This window comes from Actinacidiphila rubida (assembly GCF_900110255.1).
Classification (GTDB): Bacteria; Actinomycetota; Actinomycetes; order Streptomycetales; family Streptomycetaceae; genus Actinacidiphila; species Actinacidiphila rubida.
Genome location: NZ_FODD01000005.1, coordinates 128,937 through 146,662, shown reverse-complemented (window position 1 = coordinate 146,662; position 17,726 = coordinate 128,937). Strand labels below are relative to the sequence as shown.

Annotated in this window: 13 protein-coding genes and 1 tRNA gene; 10 read left to right on the top strand and 4 right to left on the bottom strand. The window is 75.4% G+C overall.

The annotated features are described in order from the left end of the window. Positions 1–149: 149 nt before the first annotated feature. Positions 150–3,611 carry an AfsR/SARP family transcriptional regulator gene (locus BMW99_RS06650; RefSeq protein WP_218159300.1) on the bottom strand — a complete coding sequence of 1,154 codons (3,462 nt, stop codon included), beginning with the start codon at positions 3,609–3,611 and terminating at the stop codon, positions 150–152. A 503-nt stretch (positions 3,612–4,114) separates the two neighbouring features. Between BMW99_RS06650 and BMW99_RS06645 the strand changes: the two genes are divergently transcribed. Genes BMW99_RS06645 through BMW99_RS06620 form a run of 6 tightly spaced genes read left to right on the top strand, consistent with a single transcriptional unit; the run spans position 4,115 to position 12,716 of the window. Continuing rightward, the gene (locus BMW99_RS06645; protein ID WP_069462701.1) at positions 4,115–5,014 is read left to right on the top strand and encodes a nucleotidyl cyclase domain-containing protein; all 900 of its coding nucleotides are present in this window, start codon (positions 4,115–4,117) and stop codon (positions 5,012–5,014) included. After that, positions 5,011–7,332: a hypothetical protein gene (locus BMW99_RS06640; protein WP_069462702.1), complete on the top strand. Its 2,322-nt coding sequence runs from the start codon at positions 5,011–5,013 to the stop codon at positions 7,330–7,332. Before BMW99_RS06645 ends, BMW99_RS06640 begins: the two co-directional genes overlap by 4 nt. Next, on the top strand, positions 7,329–9,020 hold the full coding sequence (locus BMW99_RS40645) for a vWA domain-containing protein (protein ID WP_079175959.1): 1,692 nt from the start codon (positions 7,329–7,331) through the stop codon (positions 9,018–9,020). The genes BMW99_RS06640 and BMW99_RS40645 overlap by 4 nt, the downstream gene beginning before the upstream one ends. A 54-nt stretch (positions 9,021–9,074) precedes the next feature. Further along, positions 9,075–9,752, top strand: a complete 678-nt coding sequence (locus BMW99_RS06630; RefSeq protein WP_069465492.1) for a vWA domain-containing protein — start codon at positions 9,075–9,077, stop codon at positions 9,750–9,752. Between the two features lies 1 nt (position 9,753). After that, entirely contained in the window at positions 9,754–10,977 is a 1,224-nt protein-coding gene (locus BMW99_RS06625; protein ID WP_069465493.1) for a protein phosphatase 2C domain-containing protein, read from the top strand. After that, positions 10,974–12,716: a hypothetical protein gene (locus tag BMW99_RS06620; protein WP_143080516.1), complete on the top strand. Its 1,743-nt coding sequence runs from the start codon at positions 10,974–10,976 to the stop codon at positions 12,714–12,716. The genes BMW99_RS06625 and BMW99_RS06620 overlap by 4 nt, the downstream gene beginning before the upstream one ends. A 29-nt stretch (positions 12,717–12,745) precedes the next feature. Here the strand turns inward: BMW99_RS06620 and BMW99_RS06615 are convergent, their stop codons facing one another. Then, a complete protein-coding gene (locus BMW99_RS06615) occupies positions 12,746–13,513 on the bottom strand; it encodes a Crp/Fnr family transcriptional regulator (protein ID WP_069462182.1) in 768 nt (255 codons plus the stop codon). 3 nt (positions 13,514–13,516) lie between these two features. Further along, the gene (locus tag BMW99_RS06610; protein ID WP_141726002.1) at positions 13,517–14,002 is read right to left on the bottom strand and encodes a Pycsar system effector family protein; all 486 of its coding nucleotides are present in this window, start codon (positions 14,000–14,002) and stop codon (positions 13,517–13,519) included. Between the two features lie 255 nt (positions 14,003–14,257). Between BMW99_RS06610 and BMW99_RS06605 the strand changes: the two genes are divergently transcribed. Together BMW99_RS06605 and BMW99_RS06600 are read left to right on the top strand one after the other, a co-directional pair. After that, positions 14,258–14,578, top strand: a complete 321-nt coding sequence (locus BMW99_RS06605) for a carboxymuconolactone decarboxylase family protein (protein WP_069462180.1) — start codon at positions 14,258–14,260, stop codon at positions 14,576–14,578. 204 nt (positions 14,579–14,782) lie between these two features. Beyond that, positions 14,783–15,640: a YhjD/YihY/BrkB family envelope integrity protein gene (locus tag BMW99_RS06600; protein ID WP_069462179.1), complete on the top strand. Its 858-nt coding sequence runs from the start codon at positions 14,783–14,785 to the stop codon at positions 15,638–15,640. 14 nt (positions 15,641–15,654) lie between these two features. On the opposite strand, the gene BMW99_RS06595 is transcribed toward BMW99_RS06600, so the two are convergent. Continuing rightward, a tRNA-Ala gene (locus BMW99_RS06595) sits at positions 15,655–15,727 on the bottom strand. Between the two features lie 98 nt (positions 15,728–15,825). On the opposite strand from BMW99_RS06595, the gene BMW99_RS06590 reads away from it, so the two are divergent. Then, positions 15,826–16,386, top strand: coding sequence for a DNA-binding protein (locus BMW99_RS06590; protein WP_069462178.1), 561 nt, complete (start codon positions 15,826–15,828; stop codon positions 16,384–16,386). 25 nt (positions 16,387–16,411) lie between these two features. Beyond that, entirely contained in the window at positions 16,412–17,713 is a 1,302-nt protein-coding gene (locus BMW99_RS06585) for a serine/threonine-protein kinase (RefSeq protein WP_069462177.1), read from the top strand. The last annotated feature ends 13 nt before the right edge of the window (positions 17,714–17,726 follow it).

Genomic DNA, 17,726 nt, shown 5'->3' with positions numbered 1-17,726 from the left:
GTCAGCCTGCGGTCAGCGGGCACGGTGGGCCATGCGCGGGTCAGCGCGCCCTGCGGGGCAGGTCGGCGGCGGATGCCGCCACCGGTGCGTGGAGACCCCCACGCGGGCCCGGAGGCGGCTCCCATGCCGACGCGGGCCTGGGGCGGCGCTCAGCGCGCTCGGACGTACGCGGTGACCAGGGCGGCGGCCTCGTCGCGCGGCAGGCCCGTGGCGGCGGCCGTGGCCGCCGCGTACGCCGCTTCGCCGAGCGCGTCGCGGGCCGCCTCGGCCGACGCGGCGGCGTCGGGACCCTTGAGCGCGCCGCCGCGCAGCGCCTCCGCGGCGCCCAGCAGCACCGCCGCCCGGTGCGGGTCGCCCTCCAGCAGGGCGAGGGCCGCGGCGGCCGCGGCGGTCTCGGAGCCGGCCAGCGGGAACTGCAGGGCGACGATGTCGATGGCGGCCGCCTCCCGGATGCGAGTCCTGGCCGTGTCCGGGTCGCCCTCGGCGACGGCGATCCGGCCCATGGCCACCATCACCTTGGACCGGGTGGAGTTGGTGGAGAACCAGCCCACCGGGCACTCCGCCAGCGCCTGCGCGCACAGCGCCCGCGCGGTGTCCAGGTCGCCGCGCAGGCGGGCCGTCTCGGCGAGGCCCAGGTGCGCCATGGCGAGCGTCTCAGGCGCTCCGGCCCGCCGGGAGAGCTCCACGGCCCGTTCGCAGGACGCCGCGGCCGTCCCGAGGTCGCCGGCCTGGCGGCTGTAGGCGGCCCGGTTGCAGAGGAGTTCGGCCATGTCGAGCGCCGAGTCGAGTTCCTCGGCCATGACCAGGGCCTCGCCCAGCAGGTCGGCGGCCTGCCGGACCTCGCCGCGGTAGTCCGCGAGGTCGGCCAGCACGTTGAGGCAGGTGATCATGCCCCAGCGGTCGCCCTGCCGCTTGAAGCCCGCGAGCGACAGCGTGCACTCGCGCTCCGCCAGTTCCAGGTCGGCCGCCACCATCCAGGACTGGAAGCCCAGTCCGAGGTGCCCGAGCGCCCGGAACCAGGGGTCGTCGTCGCCGGCGAGGAAGTCCTCCAGCGCGCCGAGGGTGTCCACGCCGTCCTCGGGCACGCCGGCGAACGGCGCCCACAGCAGCGTGAGCACGGGGAAGCGGCGGGCGAGGCGGGACATGTCCTCGACCACGACGGTCGCCGCCGCGACGTGCTCGGTGAAGCCCTCCGGTCCCGACAGCGTGCTGAGCACCGCCATCACGCACAGGGCGTACTCCTCCTCCCTCCCCTCCGGCGCGTGCGGGCCGAGGGCCGCCAGCACCCGCCGGGCGTGACCCGCGCCCTCGTACCGCACGCCGCGCAGCAGCCAGTACGTGGACAGCGCGGCGATCAGCCGCATCGCGGTGGGAACGTCGCCGGAGTCCAGGCAACGGTGCAACGCCGCCTGGAAGTTGTCGCGGTCGTCGGACAGCAGCCGCAGCCAGTCCAGCTGGGCGGCGGTCCGCAGCCACGGGTCGGCGGTGAGCGCGAGGTCGAGGAAGTACGCGGCGTGGGCGCGCAGGAGCGCGTCGGTCTCGCCGGCCTCGGCGAGGCGTTCCGCTCCGTACGCGCGGATGGACTCCAGCAGCCGGTAGCGGACGCCGCCGGAGCCGTCCGGCTGCTGCACGGTCACCAGCGACTTGTCCACGAGCGCCGCCACCAGGTCCAGCACGTCCTCGGGCGCGATGGCACCGTCCGCGGTCCCGTCCGGGTCCGGATCCGCGCACACCGCCTCGGCCGCGGCGAGCGTCCAGGTGCCGGCGAAGACCGAGGCGCGGCGCAGCACGGCCCGCTCGTCGTCGGGGAGCAGTTCCCAGGACCAGTCGACCACCCCGCGCAGCGAACGCTGCCGCGGCTCGGCGGTGCGGCTGCCGCGGGACAGCAGCCGGAACAGCGCGTCCGGGCGCACCCCGAGGCTGTACGGGTAGCCCTCGTCGCCGGGTCTCTCGGGCGCGGCGCCGAGCCGGTCGGCGATCTCGGAGACGGACAGCGCCCGCAGGCGGGCCGCCGCCAGCTCGATGGCCAGCGGCAGGCCGTCGAGCGCGGTGCACAGCCGCAGGACGGCGGCCGTGGTGGCCGCGTCGGCGGCGGGGTCGAAGCCGGGCCGGACCGCGGCGGCGCGCTCGCGGAACAGCCGCACCGCGGGGGAGGCGAGGGCCTGCTCGCGGGCGGAGCCCGGGGGCGGCACCGGCAGCGTCGGGACCGGGCTCAGCACCTCGCCGGCGATCCCCAGCGCCTCCCGGCTGGTCGCCAGGACGCGCACGCCGGGCGCACCCGCCAGCAGCCGCTGGGCGAACCGGGCCGCCTCGTCCACCAGGTGCTCGCAGTTGTCGAGCACGAGCAGCAAGGGGCGGCCGTCCAGGGACGCGGTGATCCTGGCGACCGCGTCGGGCACCGCCGCCGACGGCGCCGGCCCACCCGGTGCGCCCGGACCACCGGCACCCGCCGGACCGCCCGGGCGCAGCCCGCCTTCCCGCAGGCCGAGTGCGCCCAGGACGGCCTGCGGCAGCTCGTCGCCGCCGGTGAGGCCGGCGAGTTCGACGAACGTCGCATCGTGGGGACAGCGGCGGGCCGCCTCGACCGCGAGCCGGGTCTTGCCCGCACCGCCCGGACCGATCAGGGTGACCAGGCGCCCGCCCGCCAACTGGTCGTCAATCCGGTCGAGTTCCTCCTCGCGGCCGATGAAGCTGGTGATCGGCGCGGGAAGTTCATGGCGTGGGGCCAGCGACTCCGTGACGGCCGGGGCATACGGGGCGGCCGATGTTTCACGTGAAACATGACGCCCTGTGCCGGTCATGCCGGATTCGGGCCGTACCGCCCCATCCATCGATGTTTCACGTGAAACATCGCCTGGCCGGGCGCTCGGGCGCGGCAGCAACTCCGGGTCCCCGCGGAGCACCGACAGGTGCACCGCCGCCAACTCGGGCCCCGGGTCGGCCCCCAGGGTGTCGGCCAGGGCGCGGCGGGCGGTCTCGAACGCCTCCAGCGCTTCGCTCTGGCGGCCGCTGCCGTACAGCGCCCTCATCAACTGGGCCCGCAGCCGCTCGCGGAGCGGGTACGCGGTGACGAGTTCACCGAGTTCGGCGACGAGTGCCCGGTGGCCGCCCAGGGCGAGTTCGGCCTCCACCCGGTCCTCGACGGCGCTGAGCCGCAGCTCTTCCAGGCGGACCGCCTGCGCGGGGGCGAAGGGCGCGTCCCCGACGTCGGCCAGCGCGGGGCCGCGCCACAACCCGAGCGCCTCCCGCAGCAGGTCCGCGGCCTTCGCGGGCTCGCCCGCGTCCAGGGCGTCCCGGCCCCGCACGGCGGCCCGCTGGAAGCGATGGGCGTCGACGTCGACAGGATCGACGGCCAGCCGGTAACCGGCGGGGTGGCCTTCGAGCGGCACCGGCAGCACCTGGCGGAGCCGGGAGACCTGGGACTGCACCGCGTTGCCCACGCCGGCCGGCGGCTCCTCGCCGTACAGACCGTCGATCAGCCGCTCGACGGTCACCAGCCGGCCCGCGTCGAGCAGCAGCAGGGCGAGCAGGGCGCGCCGGCGCGGCCCGCCGAGCGCGACCTCGCCGCCGTCCGCGCCGATGACCCGGGTCGTCCCGAGGATGCCGAACATCACCCCCCGATTCTGTCGCACCGCCCCTGCCGCGGCTCCGGGATCGGCGAGGGCGCCGTCACTCCGCGGTCGGCTGCCCCGCCGGCCGGTCGCCGAGCGGGCTGCGGCCGGGCGCCCCCGACGATCCGTCACCCCGCCGCCGGCTGGACCCGTCCGGCGACCCTCCTTGGCCTGGCCGCCGGAGTCCTGCTGCTGGCGGCCTTCGTCCTCGTCGAGCGGAGGGTCGCCGCACCGCTCGTCCCGCTGCGGACGCTGGGCCGCCATGGTGACCGCCACCAGCAGCCTCCCGGACGCCGAACAGGGCCTGGCCGCCCTCTTCCTCCGCACCCGCGCGCCGCGCGCACCCGTGACCGGTTCCGCCGCCAGGGGAGGGGCGGCCGGAGCGGGACCGGCACACCGCCGCGCGCAACGGGGCGGCGGTGTGCGCCATCTGGCGTGGACGGTCCTGCGGCGGTGCCGTAGGACAGGAGCACCGCAGTTCTGCGGGTTCGCGGGGAGGGCGGATGACTGGCGAAGCGCTGCACCACTGGATCCTGGTGCTGGACCTGGAGACGTTCAGCACCAGGTCCGATCCCCTGCAGAAGTCCCTGCGGGCGGCCATGTACGAGGTGCTGCACACCGCGTTCGAGGACGCGGGCATCGACGCGCGCGAGATCGCGCTGGAGGACCGCGGCGACGGCGTCCTGATGCTGGTGCCGCCGACGGTGCCGCCCGTGCGCCTCGCGGGCCCGCTGGTGCGCGCGCTCGACGACGGGCTGCGGGAGAAGGCCGGCGTGCACAGCGCGGCCCACTCCCTGAGGATGCGGGTGGCGCTCCACCAGGGGCTCGCCGTGCGCGACCCCCACGGCTGGTCGGGCGACGCGGTCAACACCGCGTTCCGGCTGGTCGACGCGCAGCCGCTGCGTGACGTGCTGAAGGCGGCCACCCTCGCCCACCTGGCCTTCGTCGTCTCCGAGCAGGTGTACGACAGCGTGGTGCGGCACGGCCACCGCGGCCTGGACCCGGCGGCCTACCTGCCGCTGCGCTTCACCACCAAGCACGGCGAGACGATCCGCGGCCGGGTCACCGTGCCCGGGTACAGCGCGCCGCCGGGGCTGCCCGCCGAGCACACCGAGCACGCCGAGAGCACTGCGTACGCCGGGAACCCTGGGAACGCCGGAAACCCCGGGAACACTGCAACCGCCACGAACGCCGGGAACACAGCCGACGCCCGCGGCACCGCCGACGCTGACGGCACGTCAGCCCCGGACGCCGCCGCGGCGCCGGCCGCCTCCGGTGCCGCGTCCGCCGCGCCGCGGGGCGCCGCGCCCTCCGGCCGGGTGACCCACATGCAGATCACCACGGTGCACGGCGACGTCGTCGGCCAGGACAAGCACGTCCACGGCACGGGACCGGTGTCGTGACCACAGCGACCACCACAGGAGGCACCCCGCCGCCCGGCGGCGGGGCAGCGCCCGGGGCGTCGGGGGTCGCTCCGGGCGCCGGGGGAACGCCGGCCCCTCCGGCGCAAGGAGCCACTCCAACGGGCTCCGACGCGGGAGGGGCCGGCGCTCCGGACACGCAGGCCCACGGGGGCGGTGCCGACGGCGCGGGCGGTGCGCCAGCGTCCGGCCCCGGCGCCGACCGGGTCGGCCCCGGCGAGGACGCCAGCGCCGCCACCGACCGCCTGGGCCAGGGCTCGCACCTCCACAACCACCTGCGCAACGCGTTCGCGAACGTCGAGGGCGACGTCGTCGGCGGCGACAAGTACATCTACCTGCTCGGCGGCCGCCGGGACCGGCTGCGCCCGCTGTCACCGGCGGTGCGCGACCGCATCCGCCACGCGTACGAGGACGCGCCCGGCATCGAGGACGCCCGTGCGGCGCTGCACCGGGAGGGCATCGTCATCCTGCGGGGGCCCGCGGGATCGGGCAGGACCGCCACCGCCGTGCGCCTTCTGACGCCCTGCCGGGGGACCATCTACCACCTGGACAGCCAGGTCGACTTCGGCTCGCTCGTGGACCGGATCGACAGCGGCGAGGACGGCGCCGCCACCGGGGTCGAGGCCGGCGCGGGCTTCCTGCTGGACCGGCCCGCCGACGTGGCCAACCTGCGCGGCGAGGTCTACCAGCGGCTGCAGACCTCACTGGCCGCCGCCGGCGCCTTCATGGTGGTGGTCGTGGCGGACACCGACGTCGCCGACAGCGAGGTGCTCTCCGGCGTGGTGGACCTGACCGGGCCGCCCGATCCGCGCGGCATCGTCGCCCGCTACCTGCGGTGGCGGCTGGGCGTCGCCGCCACCGAGCAGATCCTCGCCGACCGGGACGTCGAGGCGCTGCTGGACGAGCACCTGGACCGGGGGCCGTCGTGCCGGGTCGCCGCCGACCTGGCGACCGCGCTCCACGACGAGTTCTCCTCGGGGGACCCCGACCTGGGCCTGATCAAGGAGCGGATGGCCCGCAAGGGCCTGGAGACCTTCGAGATCTGGGCGGACGGCCTGACCGAGCCACCCGTACGCTGCCTGTCCCTCGCCCTGGCCGTGCTGAACGGCCTGCCGCAGGAGGAGATCGCCCGGGCGGCCCGCGCGCTGCTGCGGCGGCTGGACGCGACGCGTTCGCCGGCCCACCCGGGACAGGACGAGGCCGGCTACACGAAACTGCCGCCGCGGGACCCGATGGGCGTTCCGCTGCGCAAGACGCTGGCCCGGCTGCGCGCCCGCCGGACCGTCGCCACCGCGGGCCGGCGGGACGGCAGCCCCACCGGGGGGGCTCCCGTGGTGTGCCTGGCCTACCAGGAGCCGGACTACCCGCGCCGGGTGATCGCCCACGCGTGGTCCGAACTGTCCCTGCAGGAAACGCTGCTGGAGTGGCTCGGCGAACTCGTCGGCGGGGCGTCGCAGGAGGTGTCGGTGTACGCGGCGGTCGCCCTGGGCGGGCTGCTCGCGGACGCGTTCCCGTACATCGCCGAGAACGTGCTGCCGCGCTGGGCGCACCACGACGACTTCCGGTACCGCAACGCGGTCGGCTACGCGCTGGCCGCCGCGAGCCGCAACCCGGCGCTGCTGCCCGACATCAGGGCGCTGGTCGGCGAGTGGTACGCGAACCGGTCGCGTCCCCTGGGCCAGGCGACCGCGGCCCGCGTGCACGGGCTGACGCCGCTGTCCGCGGACACCAGCCAGTCCGTCAACGCCCTGTCGCGGCTGTCCCAGGTGGACCACGTGAAGGTCGCGGTGGCGATCGGCTACGCCTACACCGACCTGCTCGCCGAGGACAGCCACGCGGCGCCCTTCGTGCTGAGCGCGCTCACCTCCGGCCTCGACGACCCGCTGAAGCGCCCCACCTGCCTGCTGGCCTTCCTCGTCGTCGCCGTGCAGTCGGTGGTGGACGACTCACAGCCCGGCGCCCCGGACGGGGACGGCTGGCCGATGCTGCTGTCGCTGCGGTCGAGCCGGCCGGAACTGGTCGTGCCGCTGCGGGTGTTGTGGCGCGAGGCGCTGAGCCGGCCGTACTTCAACCGCCAGGCGGAGTCGACGCTGAAGACGTGGGCCGGGCTCGCCGAGGCGGACGAGCGCCTGCGCCCGGTGTTCCTGGCGATGCTCGAGGACGTGGTGGCCGGCGACCGCCGCTCCACCGCGATCGTCCGCCGCTGCGCGGAGACGTGGAACGACCGCGAGGAGCTGGCGCCGCTGCCGCTCACCGCGTGGGCCGTGAACAAGATGCTCGTGCAGAGGGGACTGACATGACCGCGCCGCTGCCGCTGATCTCCAGCGTCGATCTGGTGCCGAGGGATCGCTACCGGGAGTGGTGGGACGAGCACCGCAACGTCGCCATCGTGCACCGGGCGGTGGACGGCACGCTCACCGTCGGCACCAGCACCACCCCGTCCTTCTGGGACAAGGTGTTCGGCCGGGCGGGCACCCGGCTGGCCGTCGACGTCAGCGACCACCGGCGGCAGGCCGCGGTCACCCGCACCCCGCTGCCCTGCAGCGACCAGGCGCACCGTTTCGCCGCCCGCTTCGACGTCGGCTTCCGGGTGCACGACCCCGCGAAGGTGGTGAGCCGCAACATCCCCGACGCGCTGCCCGTCGTCTACGGGCACGTCGTCCACCAGATCCGCACCATCGCGCGGGCGTTCCCGATCGACGAGGCGGGCCGGGCCGAGGACGCCGTCAACCGCGCCTTCCAGCACGGAGTCGAACTGCCCGAGGGCATCACCATCTACCTCTGCCAGGTCCACATCGAACCCGACCAGGCCGCGACCGAGTACGTCAGGGCGCTGCGGACCGCGCAGCGGGACCGCACGCTCGGCCAGCACCGGCACGACTCGCTGGTGGCGGCCGCGAACTCGGAGCAGGCCCTCGAGGACATCAAACTCGACGGCGAAATGGCCCGCGACCACCGGCGCGGCGCCGCCCTGGCCGGGATGAGCTGGGACATCGAGGGCCTGATCAGGCAGCACCTGATCAAGCACCCCCAGGACACGGACCGGGCGATGCAGCTGCGCATCGAGTGGGAGAGCGGCCAGGCGGCCCGCTGGGAACTGGGCGCCGAGCGCAACGAGCAGATGTTCCGGTTCCTGGTCGAGAAGGACTTCTTCCGCCCGGCCGACGTGGCGGCGCTGTACTCCGGCGGTTCCGGCGGCGGCTCGCCGTGGACGCCCCCCGCGGGTATCGCGCCCGCCCCCGACGGGCCCCGGCCCGCCCCGACCGCGCCGGTGCTGTGGGGCAGTGCCGCACCGGCCGGTGCGGCGCCCGCCGGCGGCGGCCCGGCGAAGCCGGCGCTGGTGGTGCCGGTCTACGTGCTCGTGGACGTGTCGCAGTCCGCTGCGCCCTTCACGGCCGGGTTCAACGACGCGCTGAGGTCGCTGCACACCGCGCTCGCGCAGAGTCCCGACGTGGCCGCCGGGATCCGCCTGTCGGTGGTCGGCATCGCCGAACGCCCCGACATGCGACTGCCGTTGACGCAGATCGGCTGGGGCACCGATGTCCCGCACCTGTCGGCGGGCGGCGGCCTGAACCTCGGCGCGGCCTTCGACGCGCTGCTCGACCTGCTGCCCGGTGACGTGGACGCGCTCAAGCACGGCGGCGGCCGCGCGCACCGGCCGGTCGTGTTCCTGGTGACGGCCGCCCCGCCGCAGGACGGCGCCGCGTGGCCGCAGGCCCAGCAGCGCCTGGGCGGCCACCCCTACGCGCCCCGGATCGTCGCCTGCGGCCTGGGCGAGAGCGACGCGCGCGCGGTGCTGCGCTGCGCCTCCTCACCCGAGCTCGCCTGCGTCGCCGTCCCGGGCGCCGACGTGGCGGACCAGGCCGCGGCCTTCTCCGCGCTGCTGCAGAACACCGTGCTCCGCCTGGGCCGCGGAGTGCTCGCCGGTCACCCCGACCTCGTCGCGGAGTGCCCCCAGGGGCTGCGACCGGCCGCCTCCGCCACCTGACCGCGCGGCGTCAGCCCGCCGCTTCCCGCCGCACCAGACCGAAGGATCACCGCCGTGTCCGACAACCGCGGGTCTCTGCTTCCCGTCTACGTACTCGCCGACGAGTCCGGGTCGATGACCCCGCACCTCGGCGAACTCAACAAGGGGCTGCAGTCCCTCTACGAAACGATGCTCACCGAGCCGATGGCCGCGGCCAAGGTGCGGCTCACCGTGCTCGGCTTCGCCGACGACGTCGCGACCTACACCGAACTCGCCGACCTGCGCAGCGAGTACAAGCCGCCGGAGCTGTCCACCCGCGGCAGCACCAGCTACGCGGCCGCGTTCACCGCCGTGCTCAACCGGCTGCCCCACGACATCGGCCGGCTCAAGGCGGAGGGGTACCGGGTGCACCGGCCGGCGGTGTTCCTGCTGAGCGACGGGATGCCCAACGCCGGGCAGGACTGGCGCACACCGCACCGGCAGCTCTGCGACCGCGCCACCACCCCGGCCGCGCCGAACATCGTGGCGTGCGGCATCGGCGGGGCGTCGCCCGAGGTCATGCTGGAAGTGGCCTCCACCGCGGAGTTCGCGCTGGTCTCCAAGCCCGCCGCGGATCTCGGCAAGGCCATCTCCTCGTTCTTCGTCGCCCTCACCAAGAGCATGGTGGAGTCGGGCCGCAGCCTCGCCGCCGGCAACGCCGAACTGATCGTCACCAAGCCCGAGGGCTTCAGCATGGCGATCGACGAGGTCTGAGATGCCGGAACCGTACGGCCCGGATCCGCGCGACGAGGGCCTGGGCATCAGCGACTGGGAGCGCAGCGACGGCTGGCGCGCGGACTTCGACCCGCCGGCGCCGGCCGACTCGCCGGCGCCGCCCGCCCTTCCGGCCTGGCCGCGGCCACGGCCGCGGCCGCAGTACGACCCGCCGGAGGATCCGCGGCCGGCACCGCCCGGCGCGCCGCCGTCCGACCCGCAGCGGTTCGCCGGCCCGCGCGCCGGCGAACCGCGCGCCGACGACCTGCCGGGCGGCGGACCGCACGGCGGGCCGCACGACAGGCCGCACAACGCCGCGCGGGCCGAACCGGCCGTCCCCGACTGGTCGGTGGTCGAGGTCGGCACGCCCGGCCACGTCTTCGAGGCCCGGCCGCCGGCCGGGTCCCCGTACCGGCCCGACACGGTCGTGGACGGCTGGTCGACCGACCTGGTGACCATGCGCCTGGCCTGCGTCCGCGGCTACGGACACCGCTACAGCGGCACGCCCCGCGAGGACGACTGCGCGGTGGCGGTGCACGAGGCCACCGGATCCGTCGTCTTCGCGGTGGCCGACGGCGTCTCGGCGGCCCCGCAGTCCGCGACGGGCGCGGCGCTGGCGTCCCGCGGCGCCGTCACCGACCTGCTGCGGCAGCTCGACGCGGACGTTCCCGCGCTGGACTGGACGCACGTGGTGCGGACCGCCGCGTGGAGCCTGGTCGCCCGGGCCGCCGGCGGCCGCGAACCCGAGTCCGCCTACGCGGAGGAGGCCGAGCGGCTGTACGCGACGACGCTGGTGGCCGGCGTGGTGCGGGCCGACCGCTACGGCGTCCCCGAGGTCCACCTCGTGCAGGTCGGCGACTCGGGGGCCTGGCTGCTGGACCGAGGCGACGGACGCTACCGGCGGCTGCTCGCCACCAAGGACTCCCACGGCCGGGAGGTGCTCTCCTCCGGGGTGACCCCGCTGCCGCGGGTGCCCTCGCCGCTCGCGCAGCAGTCCGTCGCGCTCGGCCCGTCCTCCGTCCTGCTCGTCGGCACCGACGGCTTCGGCGACGCGCTGGGCGACGGGGAGGGCGCCGTCGGCCGGCTCTTCCACCGCGGCCTGTCCGCGCCGCCGCCGGTCCTCGGCTTCGCCCACCTGCTGGACTTCTCCCGGGAGACCTTCGACGACGACCGCACGCTGCTGGCCGTGTGGCCGCGGCACCTGCTGCCGGAGCCCCGGCGGTGAGCGGCACGACGCCCGGCACTACGCCCCGGGTGCGGCTGGGCACCCTCGTCCGGGACGAGTCCCTGGGCAAGGGCGGCCAGGGCGAGGTGTGGGCGGTCAAGGAACGGAAGATCAACAACGAGTGGCCCATCGCGTACAAGCAGTACGAGCCGCCCTTCCGGGCCACGGCGGACTTCGCGGCGCTGCAGGCCATGGTGGACCTGATCCCGTCGCTCGACCCCCCGGTGGGGCGCTGGCTGTGCGAGCGCAGCGCGTGGCCGGCGGCGGTGGTCGAGGACGACCGCGGACCGTGCGGCTTCCTGATGCGCAAGGTGCCCGACGCGTTCACCCTCCCGCTGCCGGCCCCCGTCGGCCGCAGGGCGCTGTCCGCCTTCCAGTTCCTCTTCAACAGCCAGGCCTACCTGGACCGGATGGCGATCCGCGTCACCGACCTGCAGCGGCTGCTGCTGCTCCAGGACCTGGCCGGGCTGATGGGCCGCCTGCACGAGCTGGGCGTGGCCGTCGGCGACCTGTCGGCCAACAACCTGCTGTTCTCCCTCGACCCGCGGCCGGCCTGCTTCTTCATCGACTGCGACGCCATGCGGCTGCGCGGACGCAGCGTGCTGCCGCAGGTCGAGACCGCGGGCTGGCACGTGCCACAGCCGAAGACCGAGGAACTCGGCACGCCGCAGAGCGACCGCTACAAGTTCGCCCTGCTCGCCCTCCGGCTCTTCCTGGGGGAGCAGGAGGGCACCGACACCGGTGAACTGGCGCGGGTCGATCCGGCGCTGGCGCAGCTCGCGACCCGGGGGCAGTCGGGTGACCGGGACCAGCGGCCGGCGATGGGCGAGTGGGCCGCCGCGCTGGAGCAGGCGATCGCCCGCAACCCCCAGGGCCGCCCGCCCCGCACGGTTCCCGCGGCGCCGCGGCCGGCCACCCCGCCGGCCGGGCACGCCGCGACGGGGGCGCGGGCCGCGGCCGGCGCGACCGTGCCGCCGCAGCGCGTGCCGCCGCGGGCGACCGGCGGGCCCGGCGGTACGGCGCCGCCGAAGAAGAGCCGGGCGGGTGCGACGCTGGCCTTCGTGCTGGGCGTCGTGCTGCTCCTGTTCGGCCCGCCGCACCTCTGGGCGCACCTGGCCCACGCGACCGCGGGCTCCGGAAGCACGACCAGCGCGGGAACGGACGGCAGCACGCTCTCCGGCGACGGCGGGGGCGGCGGATCGAGCACCGGCGGGTCCAGCGGCTCCGGCGGCACGAGCTCGGACGGGTCCAGCGGGTCCGGCGGGTCCGGCGGCTCGGACGGCTCCGCCGAGCAGGCCGAGGCCACCGCCGTCGACCAGCTGCTGCAGAAGAACGCCCACACCCGCGCCGCCGTCGGAGCCGCCGTCGCCTCCGTCATGAAGTGCGAGTCGCTCTCCGACTCCGCCGGGCTCTTCTCCCAGGCCGCGTCGTCACGCCGGGAACTCCTCGACGAGCTCGGCGGCCTCGACGTCAGCGACGTCACCGGCGGTTCCGACGCCGTCGGCAGCCTGAACACCGCCTGGACGGCCTCCGCGGAGGCCGACGACCACTTCCAGGCGTGGGCCGAGGGCCTCGAGAGCGACGGCTGCGACCCGAACAGCACCGCGCACGCCCCGGGCTTCCAGGAGGCCCAGGACGCGAGCGGGCGGGCCACCGCCGCCAAGCAGGCGTTCGTCGCCGCGTGGAACCCGATCGCCGACCGGTCCGGCCTGACCGACTACACCTGGGACGCCGTGTGAGCGGCACCCGGGAGCCGGATGAGCGGCGGCTACCCGTACCGCGGGGGCGGCCGGGGCGACAGCCGCGGGCCGGAACCGCGGAGCTCCCCGGGCGTGTTCGCCCGCTCGCGCAGCGCCCGCAGGTCGGCGAGTTCGAGGACCTGGCGGCCGGTGGTCAGGATGCCCTCGCGCCGCCAGTGCTCCAGGATCCGGCTGACCGTCCGCAGCGAGCTCACCAGCAGCCCCGCCAGGTCCTCCTGGGACAGCGGGAGCTCGATGCGCACCGAGCCGTCCGCGGTCCGGACGCCGTACCGTCCGGCGAGCTGGATCAGCAGTCCGGCGAGCCGCGACTCCGGCGAGGCCGACCCGACGGCCGCGCGCTGCCGGTCGGCGTCACGCAGCCGCTGCGAGAGCACCTGCTGCACGGCGTGCGCGACCACCGGACTCGCCTTCAGCATCGCGCCGAACCGCCCGGCGGTCACGACCAGCGCCTGGACCTCGATCAGCGCGCAGACCGACGCCGAACGGGGCCGGCGGTTCAGCCCCGACTGCTCACCGACCAGGTCGCCGGCGCTGCGCAGGGCGAGCACCGCGCGGTAGCCGGTGTCGCTGTCGGTGTAGACCTTCACGCAGCCGCTGCGCAGCACGAAGATGTGGTCGGAGCGGTCGTCCTGCCGTAACAGCAGGGTCCTGGGCGCGTACGTCCGCAGATGGCCGGCGGCGCGCAGCGCGTTCCTCGTCGGGGCGTCGAGGAGCGACCAGAAGGACTGGTCGGCTGCGGTTCGACGGTCGGACGTCGGTTCCTCGTGGGGCGTCATCGGTCAGCCCGTCGCCACCGCCAGCCCGAGCAGCCCGGCCCCGGCCACCGCGAGCAGCAGGGACTGGCGCACGCGGCGGTGCTTGGCCCACATGATGGCGCTCATCGTCACGATCTGCCCGGTGAGCGCGGTCAGCGGGTCGGCCTGCCCCAGCCGTTCGGCGAGTTCCTGCGGCGTCCACCGGTGCAGGTCACCGTAGAAGAGGTAGTCGTCGGGCCCCGGCCCCGGCCGCGGCGCGCGGGCCGGACCCACCCTCGGCAGCACCGCGAGCACGGCGGCGATCGCCGACAACGTCAGCAGTGTGACACCGGCCCACAGTTCGGCATGGGCCCACCAACCGGACAGCCCGCCGAACCCGCGCCCCGTGCTCGACGTCGCCCCGACCCCCGCCAGCAGGGCGGACTCGATCGTCAGCGCGAACGACGCCTTGGCGTCGATCCGCCCGGTCCACTCGGCCAGCGAGGCGTGTAATCGCCAGGCCGTAGCCACGGCCTCCTCCTGCCCCATCGCGCCCTCGTTCCTCCCCCAGCGCCGAACTTTCATCATAGCGACGGCAGTTCACCCGCACCTGTGCCGAACGAGGAAGTGGATCCGGACCAACCCCGTGTGCTATCGGGGCGCGCGGCCGGGCGGGGGCGCGAGAGGCGGTCTTATGGTGGAAGGACAGGTTGCCGGCGCGCGTCCCCGCCGCCATCTACCGGAGCGGCCCCTCGGACAGCGCCCCGTCGGAGAGGTGATGCCACCATGGCCACGCCCACGAACACCCCCGTGCTCGACACCATCGCCGCCATGACCGTCGACTCCATCGAACGCTGCGGTCTCGACGACCGCGCTCTCGTCCTCACCCGGATCGCCGCGCTGGCCGCCATGGACGCCCCCGCGATCTCCTACGCCGCCCACATCGGTCCCGCCCTGCAGGCGGGACTGACGTCCGAACACCTCCAGGACGTGCTGGTGGCCATCGCCCCGGTCGTGGGCACCGCGCGCGTGATGGCGGCCGCGGGCAACATCGCCGAGGCGCTGGGGATCGCCATCGCGGTGGCGGAGGACGAGGCCGGGTCCTGACCCGGCCCGCCCTTGGCAGGCCCGCCGCGGTACCGCCGGCACGGTGGCCGCGCTCCTGAACCCCCTGTGTCGCCGCCGCGGTGGGGAGAGCGCCTTCTAGGCTGATGCGCCCCGCAGGTCCCGCATCCCACGAAGGGCAGGGCGCCCCGCATCGACCGTGAACGCCTCCTCAGGAAGCTGACGTTCTGGCTGCGTCCCTCGTTCGTGCTGCGCGTCCTCAGCCGCTTCCAGAAGATCGTGGGGTTCGACCGCTCGATGGCGCTGGCGTCCAGCGCGCTCACCGGACTCGCCCCGCTGCTGATCCTGACCGGCGCCGTCCTCGGCAGCGACGTCGCCGACCAGATCATCTCGCGCTACCGGCTGACCGGGGGAGGTGCCGAGGCAGTCAGGTCCGTGTTCTCCGGCGAGAACACCGGCGCCGGCGTCAGCGTCTTCGGCGCGGTCCTGCTCGCCATCTCCACGCTGAGCTTCGCGCGGGCCGCCCAGCGGCTCTTCGAGCAGACCTGGGAGCTCAAGCCGCTCGGCGTCCGCAACACCCGCAACGACCTCGGGTGGATCCTGGCCCTCGCCTGCTACACGGCGGTCACCGCGACCGTCTACGCCGCACTCGGCGGCAGCCGGCTGGGCATCGCGTCCGCGGCCTGCGAGGCACCCGTCACCGGCGCGTTCCTCGTCTGGAGCGGCCGCGTGCTCACCGCGCGACGGCTGACCTGGCGGGCCCTGCTGCCGTTCGGGGTGACCGCGGCCGTGCTGACCGCGGCGTACTCGGTGGTCGCCACCGTGTACTTCCCGCGCCTGTTCACTTCCCAGGCCTCCCGCTACGGCGCGGCGGGCGCGGTGTTCGGGACGGTCTCGGCGCTCTTCGGCGGCATGCTCGTCATCGTCGCGTCCGCGGCGCTGGGCCGGGAGGTCCGCGACGAACTCGACCGCATCCGGCAGGGGCGGCGGCCCTCGGAGGACGAGGTGCGCCGCCAGTGGGACGCCATCGTCCGCCAGACGCGCTCCCGCTGGAGATCGGCCCGCAGGCAGGTCCGCCGGGAGGCCGGCGACCCCGACCGGTGAGCCGAGGACGACGGTGGAGCCTAGGGGATTCGAACCCCTGACATCTGCCTTGCAAAGGCAGCGCTCTACCAACTGAGCTAAGGCCCCGTGACGCAGACAGCGTACCGGTTTCCCGGGGCGGGGCCGACCGGGTATCGGCGTCCGTAGGATGGTTTGCGATTTCGCGGACGCAAAGAGGAGTGTGCATGGAGACGCCCGCACCGGAGCCGGCCACCCGCGCGCGGGAGGCCAGGGAGCTGCAGCGGGGGTGGTACGGCGAGCCGCTGGGCGACCTGTTCCGCAGGCTGATCGCCGACCTCGGGCTGCAGAACCAGGTGCGCCTGGCGGGAGTGCTGGGCCTGTCCGCGCCGATGCTGTCGCAGCTGATGAGCGGGCAGCGGGCGAAGATCGGCAACCCGGTGGTGGTGCAGCGCCTCCAGATGCTCCAGGAGCTCGCCTGGCAGGTGGCCGAGGGCAGCACGGGGCCGACGGAGGCCGGCGCGCGGATGGACCAGATCAGGAAGTGGGGCGGCGCCTCCGTGCTGGGCACCGCCCACTCCACGGCCGGCCGGCCGGGGGCCGCGTCGCCGCGCGAGGTGGTCCACGGCATCCAGGCGGTGCTCCGCTCGGTGGCCTCCGCGGACGAGATCGCGGACGCCGCCCGCGCCCTCGCGCCCTCGCACGCGCACCTGGCAGAGTTTCTCCGTGTCTACGGCACAGGGCGCACCGGTGAGGCCCTGGAGCACTTCAAGGCGCACCAGGACTGAGCGGACGAGGGGGCGGACGCACACCATGGGCGAGGTCTTCGCGGGCCGGTACGAGCTGGTGGACCCCATCGGACGCGGCGGCGTCGGCGCGGTCTGGCGGTCCTGGGACCACCGCAGGCGGCGCTACGTGGCCGCCAAGGTCCTCCAGCAGAGCGACGCCCACGCGCTGCTGCGCTTCGTCCGCGAGCAGGCGATGCGGATCGACCACCCCCATGTGCTGGCGCCGGCGAGCTGGGCCGCCGACGACGACAAGGTGCTGTTCACCATGGACCTGGTGCGCGGCGGTTCGCTGGCGCACCTGATCGGCGACTACGGCCCGCTGCCGCCGCGCTTCGTGTGCGTGCTCCTCGACCAGCTGCTCGCGGGCCTCGCGGCCGTCCACGCGGAGGGCGTCATCCACCGTGACATCAAGCCCGCGAACGTGCTGCTGGAGGCCACCGGCACCCGCACCCCGCACGTGCGGCTCTCCGACTTCGGCATCGCGATGCGCAAGGGCGACGCCCGGCTGACGGAGGCCGACTTCGTGGTCGGCACTCCGGGCTACTTCGCGCCCGAGCAGATGAGCGGCGACGAACCGGACTTCTCCGCCGACCTGTACGCGGTCGGCCTGGTGGCGCTGTACCTGCTGAGCGGCCGGAAGCCGGACGCCCAGGCCATCGTCCAGCGGTTCGAGGCGGACGGCATGCCGCCGGCGCCGGTGGGCGTGCCCGCACCGCTGTGGCAGGTGGTGGGCACGCTGCTGCAGCCCGACCCGCGGGTGCGGTTCCGCACCGCCACCGGGGCTCGCAAGGCGCTCGCGGCGGCCGTCGAGCTCATTCCCGAGCCGGGGCCGGACGAGGAACCGGTCGAGGTCTTCGACCAGATCGGGCCGCTGCCCCCGGGGTTCGGCCCCGACGGTCCCGAGGGTCTCGAAGGTCCCGAAGGCGCTGCCAGGTCCGACGGGTCCGGTAGGGCTGGCAGGTCCGACGGCTCGCCCGCGCCCGGCGGCGGTGCCGTTCCGGCGCCCGCGCAGCCGCGGCCGCGGCCGCCCCAGCCGCGCGGACGCCACGCCGCGCCGCTCCCCGCGCACGAACCGCTCACCCACACCAGGACGCAGGTCGAGGCCCCCGCCGCCCGCCCGCTGGCCGGGCCCCTGCCACAGCCGCAGGCGCCCGAGCCGGGGCCGGGCCCCGGGCCGGTCCCCGCGTCCGCGGCCGACACCGCGTCCGTCCAGAGCCCGGCCGTCCCCCGGCCGCGACCGGGCCCGCCCGCCAAGGTCGTGATCCCGGTCCTCGTCCTCGCGGCGCTCTGCTTCGCGGTCGGCATCACCGCGCTCGTCCTGTCCTGACCCGCCGAACGGC